13 protein-coding genes are annotated in these 13,002 nt (G+C 57.3%); 10 read left to right on the top strand and 3 right to left on the bottom strand.

Going from position 1 to position 13,002, the window contains the following annotated elements; translation table 11 throughout:
* Window positions 1-101 precede the first annotated feature (101 nt).
* From rhaB to rhaM, 4 genes are read left to right on the top strand one after another with little or no spacing between them, the layout of a single operon-like run.
* Window positions 102-1,574, top strand: coding sequence for a rhamnulokinase (gene rhaB / locus IBT46_RS18885; protein WP_200546904.1), 1,473 nt, complete (start codon window positions 102-104; stop codon window positions 1,572-1,574).
* Window positions 1,571-2,827 carry an L-rhamnose isomerase gene (locus IBT46_RS18880; RefSeq protein WP_200546903.1) on the top strand — a complete coding sequence of 419 codons (1,257 nt, stop codon included), beginning with the start codon at window positions 1,571-1,573 and terminating at the stop codon, window positions 2,825-2,827. The genes rhaB and IBT46_RS18880 overlap by 4 nt, the downstream gene beginning before the upstream one ends.
* Before the next feature lie 10 nt (window positions 2,828-2,837).
* Window positions 2,838-3,680: a rhamnulose-1-phosphate aldolase gene (gene rhaD / locus IBT46_RS18875; protein ID WP_200546902.1), complete on the top strand. Its 843-nt coding sequence runs from the start codon at window positions 2,838-2,840 to the stop codon at window positions 3,678-3,680.
* A complete protein-coding gene (rhaM, locus tag IBT46_RS18870; protein WP_200546901.1) occupies window positions 3,670-3,984 on the top strand; it encodes an L-rhamnose mutarotase in 315 nt (104 codons plus the stop codon). Before rhaD ends, rhaM begins: the two co-directional genes overlap by 11 nt.
* Window positions 3,985-4,117: 133 nt before the next feature.
* Here rhaM and IBT46_RS18865 read toward each other — a convergent pair whose 3' ends face one another.
* Window positions 4,118-4,675 (bottom strand): NAD(P)H-dependent oxidoreductase, encoded by a 558-nt coding sequence (locus IBT46_RS18865; RefSeq protein WP_200546900.1) that lies wholly within the window; start codon window positions 4,673-4,675, stop codon window positions 4,118-4,120.
* Window positions 4,676-4,801: 126 nt separating this feature from the next.
* Between IBT46_RS18865 and IBT46_RS18860 the strand changes: the two genes are divergently transcribed.
* A complete protein-coding gene (locus IBT46_RS18860; RefSeq protein ID WP_200546899.1) occupies window positions 4,802-5,704 on the top strand; it encodes a LysR family transcriptional regulator in 903 nt (300 codons plus the stop codon).
* Window positions 5,705-5,786: 82 nt separating this feature from the next.
* On the opposite strand, the gene IBT46_RS18855 is transcribed toward IBT46_RS18860, so the two are convergent.
* Complete coding sequence (locus IBT46_RS18855) at window positions 5,787-6,971, bottom strand: sugar transporter (protein WP_105593733.1); 1,185 nt, start codon at window positions 6,969-6,971, stop codon at window positions 5,787-5,789.
* A 272-nt stretch (window positions 6,972-7,243) separates the two neighbouring features.
* On the opposite strand from IBT46_RS18855, the gene glsB reads away from it, so the two are divergent.
* Window positions 7,244-8,170, top strand: coding sequence for a glutaminase B (gene glsB / locus IBT46_RS18850; RefSeq protein ID WP_200546998.1), 927 nt, complete (start codon window positions 7,244-7,246; stop codon window positions 8,168-8,170).
* Between the two features lie 161 nt (window positions 8,171-8,331).
* Entirely contained in the window at window positions 8,332-8,508 is a 177-nt protein-coding gene (locus tag IBT46_RS18845) for a hypothetical protein (protein ID WP_172606616.1), read from the top strand.
* 188 nt (window positions 8,509-8,696) lie between these two features.
* Here the strand turns inward: IBT46_RS18845 and IBT46_RS18840 are convergent, their stop codons facing one another.
* Window positions 8,697-10,196, bottom strand: coding sequence for an MFS transporter (locus IBT46_RS18840; protein ID WP_200546898.1), 1,500 nt, complete (start codon window positions 10,194-10,196; stop codon window positions 8,697-8,699).
* Window positions 10,197-10,311: 115 nt separating this feature from the next.
* On the opposite strand from IBT46_RS18840, the gene IBT46_RS18835 reads away from it, so the two are divergent.
* The 3 genes from IBT46_RS18835 (at window position 10,312) to IBT46_RS18825 (ending at window position 12,889) form a co-directional block, all read left to right on the top strand.
* Window positions 10,312-11,166 carry a helix-turn-helix transcriptional regulator gene (locus tag IBT46_RS18835; protein ID WP_200546897.1) on the top strand — a complete coding sequence of 285 codons (855 nt, stop codon included), beginning with the start codon at window positions 10,312-10,314 and terminating at the stop codon, window positions 11,164-11,166.
* A gap of 183 nt (window positions 11,167-11,349) precedes the next feature.
* On the top strand, window positions 11,350-12,222 hold the full coding sequence (locus tag IBT46_RS18830) for an NAD(P)-dependent oxidoreductase (RefSeq protein WP_200546896.1): 873 nt from the start codon (window positions 11,350-11,352) through the stop codon (window positions 12,220-12,222).
* A gap of 211 nt (window positions 12,223-12,433) precedes the next feature.
* Entirely contained in the window at window positions 12,434-12,889 is a 456-nt protein-coding gene (locus tag IBT46_RS18825) for an Rrf2 family transcriptional regulator (protein WP_105593738.1), read from the top strand.
* The last annotated feature ends 113 nt before the right edge of the window (window positions 12,890-13,002 follow it).

The raw sequence follows: 13,002 nt of genomic DNA, 5'->3' as shown, positions 1-13,002 counted from the left end.
TGCCATCCTGCCAGCAGGGGAAATGCGCTGGCAGTAGCAAGAAGGTGGCAAAATCACGCTGTTTTACACTGGTGACATCGAATCATCAGGAAGTAAATCATATGACTGTTCGTCACCTTGTGGCCGTTGACCTTGGCGCATCAAGCGGTCGCGTTATTCTGGCCCGCCACGATCTGCACAGCCAGAGCATTACCCTCGAAGAGGTTGGCCGCTGTGTGAATCAGCTGGTCAGCATCGATAATCACCAGTGCTGGGATCTGGATGCGCTGGAAGCCTTTATCGTTGTCGCACTGGAGAAACTGGATCGCCAGGGTATCCGGGTGGACAGTATCGGGATTGATACCTGGGGCGTGGACTATGTGCTGCTGGATAAGCAGGGGGAACGCGTCGGGCTGCCGATTGCCTATCGCGACGATCGCACTCACGGGGTGATGGCCGAAGCGGCACGTGAACTGGGCCATGAGAATATCTATCAGCGCACCGGCATTCAGTTTCTGCCGTTTAACACGCTTTATCAACTGCGCGCGCTGTGCCGCGACAACCAGCCTGAACTTTCACGTGTGGCGCATGCGCTGCTTATCCCGGACTATCTGCACTTCCGTCTGACCGGCAAGCTGAACTGGGAATACACCAACGCCACCACGACCCAGCTGCTGAACATCTGCAGCGGCGAGTGGGACCGCGATCTGCTGAACTGGACCGGAGCAAATCCGGCGTGGTTCGGTCAGCCGTCCCAGCCGGGGCGCGAGGTGGGGCATTGGCACAGCCCGTCCGGGCAGGCAATTCCGGTGATTGCCGTCGCCACCCATGATACCGCCAGTGCGGTACTGGCGGCCCCGCTGGCCGATGCGCAGGCGGCGTACCTCAGCTCGGGCACCTGGTCACTGATGGGCTTTGAGAGCCGCGAGCCGTTTACTTCCAGGGCGGCGCAGGCTGCCAATATCACCAACGAAGGCGGTGCCGAAGGCCGCTATCGGGTGCTGAAAAACATTATGGGGCTGTGGCTGCTGCAGCGCGTGTGTGACGAGCTGGGGATTGACGATCTCTGCCAGCTGATTGCCGATGCCGAACGGCAGCCGGTCTGCCAGTGGCTGATTAATCCCAATGACGACCGCTTCCTCAATCCGGGCAGCATGGTGCGCGAAATTCAGGATGCCTGTGCTGAACAGGCGATGCTGGTTCCCGCCACGCCCGCCGAGCTGGCCCGCTGCATTTTCGACAGCCTGGCGCTGTACTACCGTGAAGTCCTGCAGCAGCTGGAGCGCCTGCGCGGCAGGGCATTCAGCCAGCTGCATATCGTTGGCGGCGGCTGCCAGAACCAGTTTCTTAACCAGCTGTGCGCCAACGCCTGCGGTATTCCGGTGTATGCCGGGCCGGTTGAAGCCTCCACGCTCGGCAATATCGGCTGTCAGCTGATTGCCGCTGGCGATGTGGCTGATGTCAGCGCCTTCCGCCAGCTGATTAACCGTAATTTCCCTCTCATTCGTTTCGATTTCCAGGGCAGTGAGGCGTTTCGCCGCAGTCAGGCGCGCTTTCAGGCACTGACCCATTCAGATAAGGAGCTATGTATATGACCCAGGCTATTGAACAGGCTTTCGCGCTGGCTAAGCAGCGCTTTGCCGATATCGGTATTGACGTGGAAGCCGCGCTGGCGCAGCTCGATCGGCTACCGGTTTCCATGCACTGCTGGCAGGGCGATGACGTGCGCGGTTTTGAAAACCCGCAGGGCGCGCTGACCGGCGGCATTCAGGCAACCGGTAACTATCCGGGCCGCGCCCGCAGCGCGGAAGAACTGCGCGCCGATCTGGAACAGGCTATGGCGCTAATCCCCGGTCCGAAACGCCTGAATCTGCACGCCATCTATCTGGAAAGCGAGCAGGCGGTGGATCGCCACGAAATCAAACCCGAGCATTTTGCCGGCTGGGTGGCGTGGGCGAAGCAGCAGAAGATAGGACTGGATTTTAACCCGACTTGCTTCTCGCACGAGTTAAGTGCCGACGGTTTTACCCTGGCCCATGCCAACGCGGAAATCCGCCAGTTCTGGATCGACCACTGCAAGGCCAGCCGCAAAATCTCCGCGTGGTTTGGTGAACAGCTGGGCACGCCGTCGGTGATGAACATCTGGGTACCGGACGGCATGAAGGATCTGACGGTGGATCGCCTGGCTCCGCGCCAGCGCCTGATGAACTCGCTGGATGAAATTATCAGCGAAAAACTGAACCCCGCCCACCATATCGACGCGGTGGAAAGCAAACTGTTCGGCATCGGTGCCGAGAGCTATACCGTCGGCTCTAACGAATTCTGCCTCGGCTACGCCGCCAGTCGCCAGACCGCGCTGACCCTGGACGCCGGGCATTTCCATCCGACCGAAGTGATTTCCGACAAGATTTCTACCGCCATGCTCTACGTGCCGCGCCTGCTGCTGCACGTCAGCCGCCCGGTGCGCTGGGACAGCGACCACGTGGTGCTGCTGGATGATGAAACTCAGGCGATCGCCAGTGAAATTGTTCGCCAGAAGCTGTTCGACAAGGTGCACATCGGGCTGGACTTCTTCGATGCCTCCATCAATCGCATCGCCGCCTGGGTCATTGGTACGCGCAATGCGAAAAAAGCGCTGCTGCGCGCGCTGCTGGAGCCGGTCGACCAGTTGAAAAAGCTCGAGCTTGAGGGGGATTACACCGCGCGCCTGGCGCTGCTGGAAGAGCAGAAATCCCTGCCGTGGCAGGCGGTCTGGGAAGCCTGGTGCCTGCGCCATGATGTCCCGGCGGGGGCCGGCTGGTTAGGCGACGTCCGTCATTATGAACAACAGATTCTCAGCCAACGTTAAGGGTAAGTACATGCAACAGATTCTCAATTCCTGGTTTGTCCAGGGCATGGTTAAAGCAACCAGCGATATGTGGCTGAAGGGCTGGGACGAGCGTAACGGTGGCAACGTCTCGCTGCGCCTGCTGGACGAAGAAGTGCAGCCGTTCGCCGCTGATTTTTATGCCGAACCGCGCACGCTGGAACTCAGCCAGCCCGCGCCGGAGCTGGCAAACTGCTGGTTCCTGGTGACCGGTTCAGGCAAGTTTTTCCGCAACGTGCAGCTCGATCCGGCCGATAATCTGGTGCTGCTGCGCGTCAGCGCCGACGGCCAGGCCTATACCATTCACTGGGGGCTGAGCAACGGCGGTGTGCCGACCTCTGAACTGGCCTCGCACTTCCAGTCGCACAGCGTGCGTAAGAAAGTGTCCAACGGTGCGGATCGGGTGATTATGCACTGCCACGCCACTAACTTTATGGCGCTGAGCTACGTGGCCGAACTTAACGCCGCCAGCTTTACCCGTCTGCTGTGGGAAGGCAGCACCGAGTGCCTGGTGGTGTTCCCGGACGGCGTGGGTATTGTGCCGTGGATGGTGCCGGGCACCGACGGCATCGGCACCAAAACCGCCGAACAGATGGCCTCACACACGCTGGTGATGTGGCCGTTCCACGGTATTTTCGGCACCGGACCGACGCTGGATGAAACCTTTGGCCTGATCGATACCGCCGAGAAATCGTCGGAGGTGGTGGTGAAAGTGCTGTCGATGGGCGGCATGAGGCAGAGCATTACCACCGAGGAACTGATCGCCCTGGGTGAGCGTTTCGGGGTTAAACCGTGGGCGGCGGCGCTGGAAGCGAAGCACTCTCATGTTGCGTAAGGCGTTTGTGATGCAGGTGCATCCTGACAAGCATCAGGCGTACCAGCAGCGGCACAGCCCAATCTGGCCCGAACTGGCGCAAACGCTGAAGGATCACGGGGCGCACAACTACAGCATTTTCCTTGATGCCTCACGCAATCTGCTGTTTGCGTATGTGGAGATCGAATCCGAGGAGCGCTGGAACGCGGTGGCTGCCACGGAGGTGTGCCAGCGCTGGTGGCGGTCGATGAGCGAGCTGATGCCGTCCAATGCGGATCACAGCCCGGTCAGCAGCGAGCTGCCGTCGGTGTTTTATTTACCGTAAGCCACTTTTCTTAACGTGATTACCGGCAAAAGCCCCTGACTCAGGGGCTTTCTCGTTCTTACTGCTAACGCGGGATGTTGATTTCGCCGTGAATTCTCAGCGGGGTTAACGCCTTATGCACTGGCCGTCGCTTTTAGCTCAGCGCCTTAATAGCCGCCACCAGCCGCGCGGCATGTTCCCGCGCCGCCTCTTTTTGCTGACTAATCTGGCTTTCCTCAATTCGCGCCGTGTAGCTTACTCCGCTGGTGTGAATCGGTGCCAGCAGCTCCAGATTGCACAGCCCGGCGGTGGTTCTGAAGGGCAGAAGGTAGTCGTCCAGATCGTGTCCAAACCATCCTTCTGCGCTAAAGGCTTCCTGCGGCGCACCGGTTGTAAACGACAGCAGCAGCTTTTTGCCGTTAAGTTTGCTGGTTGAACCGTGCGAGAAGCCATGCAGGAACACTTCATCAATCCACAGCTTCATCAGCCCGGGTACGGAATACCATGAAAAGGGGAACTGCCAGACAATCACATCCGCACGCAGTAAAGCCTGCTGTTCCGCGTCGATATCAAAACGATAATCGGGATACAGCGAGTCCAGATAGCGGATTTCTGTTTCAGGCAGCGCGGCAGCGACTGCGTCAAGGATGGTTGCGTTTGCGATGGATTCTGTCAGGTTCGGATGCCCTGAGATGATTAGCGCCCTGGTCATAGTGCCTCTGTTTTAGTGATTAACGGATTATGCCTTCGCCCTGTCTCGGCAGTCGGTAATGTAGGACAATCGTCGAATGCGGAGTAGACTGCTTTTATCACCTGAACTGTTAACTCAAAGTTAATAATGGACACCACAACCTACGGCCAGCTGGCGGTATTTCACACTATTGCACGTGAACAGAGCATTTCCGCAGCGGCGCGCAAGCTCGGCGTCACCGTGCCTTCGGTCAGTAAATCCCTGCGCCTGCTGGAGCAGAAAACCGGCGTGCCGCTGTTTGCCCGCACCACGCGAAAAATCAGCCTGACCGAGACGGGTATGGCGCTGCTAAAGCGAACGGAAGGCGCCATGGCCGAGCTGGATACGGCGCTGGAAGAGGTGCTGAACATCAGCGGCGCGCCCTCCGGCCCGGTGCGCATTACGCTGCCGCGTTTTGCCTGGCAGCTGATTCTCCGCCCGCTGCTGGCCGATTTTTATCGCACTTACCCAAACATCCAGCTGGAGGTTTCGGTCAATGACGGCAGCGTCAGCCTGGTCGAGGAGGGATTCGATCTGGGCATTCGGTTTGGCAATGCGGTGAGCGAAGGGATGGTGGCCAGAGAAATTTTCCCGCCGTTCAGACTGGGACTGTATGCTTCAGATGAGTATCTGGCGCGCCACGGCACGCCGACCACTCCGGAGGAGCTGGCGACACACCGGCTGATCACCTATCGCTTCGGTACTTCGAAGCGCCTTTCAAAGCTGACCCTGCAAAGTCACGGTGTGACGATATCGCCCGATATGGATAATGCGATGATATGCAATGATATTGATACCGTTCGCGATGCGATATCTGACGGCGTTGGCATCGGCAGGCTGTTCGAACCGCTGCGGGATAATCTGTCCGGCTACGAGCATTTGCAGCCGGTGATGAATAACTACTGGCCGACCTTTCCGGCGGTCTGTCTTTACTACCTGCCAAGAAGCCAGCGGGCGAAGCGAGTTCAGGTGACGGTTGATTTTATCGTTGAATGCCTGAACAACCGCTGACCGCCTTTCAATAAAAAAGCCCCTGACCGTTTTCATGCCGGTCAGGGGCTTTGTCGTTTTTATCGTTAACGCGGGTAGTAATTTAGCCGTTGATTCTCAGCTGCGGGTAACGCTTCATGCTCCACGCGCACCAGCACAGCGACAGCACGCCGATAGCACCGCCGACGTAGCCGACGCTGGCCATATTCAGATGCACGCTGACCTGGCTGCCCAGCAGTGCGCCGCCGCCGATACCAATATTGTAGATCCCCGACAGCAGGGACATCGCCACGTCGGTGGCGTCCGGCGCCAGAGCCAGTACGCGTACCTGAACCGCCAGGCCAATGATCATCATCGCCATGCCCCAGACGATGCACAGGGTGGAGATGGCCAGATCGTGCGTGGCGGCAAGATACAGTGACAGCATACACACACTAATTAACAGGATCGCACCGAGTAAAAAGCTGGCCGGATATTTATTTCCGAACATGCTAAACAGAATACTGCCAACAATGCCTGCGGCGCCGAAAATTAACAGCAGGAAGGTGGTGAACCCGCCGCTTAATCCCGCGACGCTCTGAATAAACGGCTCAATATAGCTGTAGGCGGTGTAATGCGCGGTCACCGTAACGGCAATCAGCAAATAGAGTGACACCAGCGCCGGGCGACGGAACAGCATTGGCACGCTTTTTAACGAACCGGTATGCTCGCTTGGCAGTTTAGGCAGCAGCTTAAACAGCAGTGCCATGGTCACCAGCGCCGCCACGCCAATCACCGCGAAGGTCATACGCCAGCCCAGCAATTGGCCGATCATGCGGCCGAGCGGCAGGCCCAGCACCATCGCCAGCGCCGTACCGGTGGCCAGCATGCTTAACGCCTGGGTTTTTTTACCCGACGGGGCAACGCGGATGGCCAGCGATGCGGTAATCGACCAGAAAATGGCGTGCGAGAAGGCAATCCCAATGCGGGAAGCCACCAGGGTGGTGAAATCCCACGCCACGGAAGAGAGCGCATGGCTGGCAACAAACAGGGTGAAAATCACCATCAGCAGAAAACGGCGCTCAACGTTGCGCGTTAACAGCATCATCGGCAGCGACATCAGTGCCACGACCCAGGCGTAGATGGTCAGCATCAGGCCAACCTGTGCCGTCTGCATTGAGAAACTTTCGCCAATATCAGACAGCAGGCCGACCGGAACAAATTCGGTGGTGTTAAAAATAAACGCAGCAATAGCCAGCATAACTACGCGTAGCCATGCGGTCTTACGAGAAACAGTGTTTGGATGCATTATTGAAGTTAACGATGTGTTGATGAAGTGTTAATCCAAATTATGGATCATAAATTTAGTAGGGATATTGTCTTTTATTTATGTGACAGATGAAACAGAAAATTCAATAAATTTGTAAATCAGAATTTATATATAACTTAAGCGAATCAATTAATCATTTACTATTACCGTCCGTCATCGCAGTTCCGCCTGAGCGGGTTTGACCTTTGGTCTGGCAGGCCGCAGAATCGCGAAGAAAATCAGGCCGTAAAGGCAGCCGTCGAGGAAGAGATATCGTGAGCGTTCTGAATAATGTCCTGCTGGAGGAGATCCTGCAACAGGTGAGGCAGCTAATTGGTCAGGGTAAAGTAGCCAGCTATATTCCTGCGCTGGCCGAAGTGCCCGCCGATCGGCTGGGAATTGCGGTTTGTATGCTGGACGGCACGCTTTATCAGGCGGGCGATGCGGATGAGCGTTTTTCGATTCAGTCGATCTCCAAAGTGCTTTCTCTGACTCTGGCCCTCACGCGTTATCAGGACAGTGAAATCTGGCAGCGGGTGGGGAAAGAACCGTCCGGTCAGCCGTTTAATTCGCTGTTACAGCTGGAACTGGAGCAGGGCAAACCGCGTAACCCGTTTATTAACGCCGGGGCGCTGGTGGTGTGCGATATGCTGGAGACTCGTCTGACCGCGCCTCGCCAGCGCATGCTGGAACTGGTACGGGTTCTGACGCAGCAGCCGGATATCAATTACGACCGCCACGTTGCCCGTTCTGAGTTCGATCATTCTGCACGAAACGCGGCAATTGCCTGGCTGATGAAGTCGTTTGGCAATTTCTCTAATGACGTTCAGACGGTGTTACAGACCTATTTTCACTACTGTGCGATGACCATGAGCTGCGGCGAACTGGCGCGCTGCTTTTTATATCTTGCCAATCAGGGGCGGGGCCTGGGGCAGGGCGAACCGCTGCTGACGCCAAAACAGGCCCGGCAGATCAACGCGCTGATGGTCACCAGCGGGATGTACGACGGTGCCGGCGAGTTTGCGTGGCGGGTCGGCATGCCGGGAAAATCCGGCGTGGGCGGTGGGATTATCGCGATTGTTCCGGGTGAAATGAGTATCGCGGTCTGGTCGCCGGAGCTGGATGCTTCCGGTAATTCGCTGGCGGGCACCGCCGCGCTGGAACTGCTGGCCGACCGCATCGGTCGTTCAATTTTCTGACGTTAACAGCGGGGTTATGCCGATTTTTTCTACTCTTGAGCCAGTTGGCTCTGGTTCTCAATTGTTGATCCAGCTCAAAGCCTTTTGCAGCACAATTTGCTAATATTTCGCGCAGTGAATTAACGCTTATGGCGCGAGGACTGTGCAAAGTGAACAATGAGATGAGCATTCCAGCACGTCAGCTGACTCTGAACCATCAGCTGTGCCAGTTTGGCAACCTGGTGAAACTGGCGATGATCCGTACCACGCCGCAGAGTATTGAAGTCTGGACGATGAGCGGCAGCCGACTGCGCTTCCATCCCGCGCAGCAGGTTGAGGCGAAGTGGGTAGTCCAGTAAGCAGGCGATAAAAATGCCTGCTTGAAAGCCTGAAAGCCTGAAAGCCTGAAAGCGTTTCGAAGCGTCAGCTTTATACCTCTCCGTAAGATATTTAGCGTTAAGCCAGGCGGATCGCCCAGTGCAATCCGCCTGGTCATTTGTCATTTACCCGGCCTGTAAACCACCGGTTGTCCTTAAACTCCCCGATATCACTCCGCTTTATCCCTGGCAGCGCAAACGGCAGGCTTTAACGACGGTGCGCTTCCCTGAATTTTTGCAGTTCCCTGAACGTTAGCATTTCCCTGAGTTGTGCCGCGTCGCAAAATAACCGCACTGATAACCAGTACCAGCATGATTGCCCACTCGGTGCCCAGTGAGGACAGTACGGCGTGCTGGTAATTCCCTGTCGAGATTAGCCCGTGGCTGTATACCGCACCCAGCACCATCGGGCCAAGGCCGAAAGCCGCCTGTTGTACCGTTGACAACATTGCGCTTCCCGCTCCGGCATGGCTTTTAGGCACTTCCGCCAGCCCGATGCGGAAGAAACAGCTGACGATAAACGCCTGACCGAAACCAATCAGCGCGGTTGCCGGAATTAACTGCGCAATACCCACGTGCGGCCAGCCGTGATTAAACGTCCACGCCAGACCGAGCAGCCCGGTCATCTGGATCGCACAGCCGGTAATCAATGTGGGAACCTTACCCAGCCGTTCAACCACACGTGCGGAAAGTAGGGAGCTGATAAAGTAGGCGACGCCGAGCGCGATAAAGGCGTTTCCTGATTGGAAGGCGCTCAGCCCAAGGCCGGACTGTAGGGTCAGCGCCACCACAAACATAAACCCGCTCCAGCAGCAGAAAAACAGTACCGCGATGATCAGGCCAAAACGCACGCCGTGCAGGCGCATCAGTGCCGGGGGCAGCAATGGCGCACCGCCGCGTTTTTCGAGTGCCTGCTCAACGCGCCACAGCTGGCTCAGCAGCAGGGGAAACGCCGCCAGCAGCACAATGCACGGCCAGCTCCAGTGCAGCAGCGGCCCCAGCGCCAGCGCGGTCAGCAGACAGCCAATCGCACCGACCAGATACAGCGTGCCGGGCCAGTCAATGGCAACGCGGCGGTCGTTCTGTGTCTCGGGAATACTGCGCGGGGCCAGCAGCAGGATCGCCAGGCACAGCGGGATGTTGATCAGAAAAACGCTGCGCCAGCCGTAGCCGCCAGGATCGGCATTTATCAGGAATCCACCGAGTGCCTGGCCGATAATAAATGCCATTCCGCCAATGCCGCCGTACAGCCCCAGCGCCCGGGAGTGCTCGCGGCCGTGCAGGGTGACGTGCAGCGTTGCAAGAATTTGCGGCACGATCAGCGCTGCGCCAATACCCTGCAACGCGCGTGCCAGCAGCAGCGCCCAGACGTTGGGAGCAATACCGCAGATCAGTGATGCAATGCCGAACAGCAATACACCGGTACTGAACACCCGGCGGCGGCCGAAGTTATCGCCCAGACGGCCGCCCATTGCCAGACTGACGGCAAAGGCAATACCGTAAACGGCAACGATCAGCTCAAGCTGGATGGGGCTGGCATGCAGAGTGGCGGACATGGCGTCCAGCGCCACGTTTACGATGGAAAAATCAATCATTGGCAACAGCTGACCCGCCAGCAGCACAATCAGCCCGCCTTGCCCCAGTGAGGTGGAATCAATCCCGCTTTTCATCTTGCATAACCCTTGTGTTAATCAGTGACCGGGCATAGCATCAGGGAAAATTTAAACGGGTACCAGATCCTGCTTATCATAGTACTGGCGCTACCCGTCAACGAGGAGAAAACCCGTGAGTGAGATCCAGCTGCCCGTCAGCACGGCGCAAAAAAACCGTCAGCTGCTGGCCACCTTCCTGCGCAGCCGTCGTGAAAACCTGGACCCGATTCGCCTCGGCATGCCGCATCATCGCCCGCGCAGAACCCCTGGCCTGCGCCGGGAAGAGGTAGCGCAGCTGGCCGACGTCGGCGTCACCTGGTACACCTGGCTGGAGCAGGGGCGGGAAATTAACGTCTCGGCCAAAACCCTGTCGGCGATTGCTGCTGCGTTACAGTGTAACGAAGCGGAAACCCAGCATCTGTTCCAGCTGGCCGGGCATGCCTCGCCCGCCTCGGTAGCGGCGAAAACCTGCGCCACCGTTTCCGCCCACGGGCAGATCCTGTTGGACAGCCTGAATCCGCTACCGGCGATTATTCAGTCGCTGCACTTCGATATCATCGGCTACAACCCGGCATGGTGTCGGCTGATGAACGTCGAACTGGAAACCATTCCACAGGCCGATCGCAACTGCATTCTGCTGGCGTTTACCCACCCGCAGTGGCGCGCGGCGATTGCCGATCAGGATGTTCTGATGCCGCATATGGTGGCGCTGTTCCGCACTCAGATGGCGGATCACCTTGACGATCCCCGCTGGCAGGCGCTGCTGGATCGGCTGATGGCGGAGTCCGAAGAGTTTCGCGACCTGTGGCCGCGCTATGAAATCCGTGCGATAGATAATCAGGTGAAGCGTTTTTATCATCCCAGGACCGGCATGATGACGCTCAGACAGAATAACTGGTGGTCGGCGCCGCGCAATGGCGATCGCCTGCTGGTGTACATTCCTAACGATGAAGAGAGTGCCGCTGCGCTGCGCAGCATTACGGACTGAGCTGCTCGGTTGAGTAGAAAATGACGGATAACGACTGAGTCACTCCGGTTAGCATGAAATACCTGAACACTGAGTCGCCATTTTCCGCAGAAAAGTCCCCCATTCCCTGCTTTTTTGCGTTACCCTGGACGGGTCAGGCGGCATGCTTATGCCGCCGTTTTCATTTAACAGGGAGTCACACTGATGAATCAACGTCCAACGGTTGCCGTGCTGGGTCTTGGCGCGATGGGGCATGCCTTTGCTGCAAATCTGCTGAAAAATGATTTTACCGTCTTTGGCTGGAACAGAACCCGGGCGCGTGGTGAGGATTTACTGGCGGCGGGATTACAGCTGACCGACAGTGCGGAGCAGGCGGTGGCATCCGCCGATGTGGTGATTGCCATGCTGTCTGACGGCGACACCACCCAGGCGGTGCTTAATGATGTCTTACCGCAGCTGAAACAGGGCACGGTGGTCTGCCAGATGGGCACCATTGGCATTGCGGCAACAGAGCAGTTAATTGCGACATTTAATCAGCGTCGCCCGGATGCGGTATTTATTGACGCTCCGGTTTCCGGCACCAAGGCACCTGCGGAGAATGCGCAGATCCTGATCCTCGCCAGCGGCGATCGTCAGCGTGCAGCGGCCATCGAGCCGGTATTTGCCGCGATCTCCAAAGGGGCGAAATGGCTGGGCGAAGCCGGTGCCGGTTCAAAAATGAAGCTGGTCGCCAATGCGTGGCTGGTTTCCATGGTGGAAGGACTGGCGGAAAGTACCCGCCTGGCCGAACAGCTGGGCTTCTCGCCGGATGATTTCTGGCAGGTGCTGGACGGCGGTCCGCTGGCTGCCCCGTATGTGAAAGGCAAGCTGGCGATGATTGCCGGGGGCGAGTATCCACCGCAGATGCATCTGACCTGGGCGCTGAAAGATGCACGACTGGCGCTGGAGGCCGCAGGCGATACCGCGATGCCGGGCCTGGAAACTATTGCCGCTCTGTGGCAGAAGGCGGTCGATGCCGGATACGGTGAGAAAGACCTCTCGGTAATTTATCGCTATTTACAGGAAAATAAGGCCTGATTTAACGGGGTGCTGTTCGGCACCCCGACAATATTTCCCGTCAAATCATTATGATAGAACCAATAGCCCATAGTGCTTAGTGAGCGGCTTCAAAAGTGTAACCAGGTTTGTTATATTATTAGCCTGATGTATTTTATAGTTAACTGATTTTTAATGCTTTTTATTCCAGTGTTTCATCCGCAGATGGACGGCAAAAAGCCAGGATCACATCATGCTTGATAATCGTTTTCCTACCGCCCTGCAAATGGTGCTCTGCATTGCCAAGGCGGATAGCGAGGATAAGCGCTGCACCAGCAAGATTCTCGCCGATGGCCTCGACGCCAACCCGAGTTTCGTACGTAAACTGATGGTGCCGCTGACTCGCGACGGTATTATTGTTTCCACGCTGGGCCGTTGTGGCACCATTCGTCTTGGTCGCCCGGCAGAGCAGATTACCCTGTGTGAAATCTACACCTCGGTGACCAATGATAAGCCGCTGATGGCCAGCCGACCGGAAGTCCCGGCGCGCTGCGTGGTCAGCGCTAACGCCTGCCGCTTTTTTAAAGAGCTGGCGAAAGAGGCTGAGCAGGCGTCCCTTGACGTGCTGGCCCGGCGTACCGTTGCCGATGCGCTGCGTGAAATTATGCAGCGAGACTGGACCGACACCGAAGCGCGCTGCGCCTCCTGATTTTTCCTCTTAAAAATTCCCTCCCGCAGGCCGGTATCGCTGCGGGTTAATGACGTTTATGATTTAAGTTTTGCCCGTCTGTAGTCGCTAATAATGGATGAATTACGATTTAA

It is taken from the genome of Erwinia sp. S38 (genome assembly GCF_016624545.1).
Lineage (GTDB): Bacteria > Pseudomonadota > Gammaproteobacteria > Enterobacterales > Enterobacteriaceae > Erwinia > Erwinia coffeiphila.
This window is presented reverse-complemented; position numbering and strand designations above follow the sequence as displayed.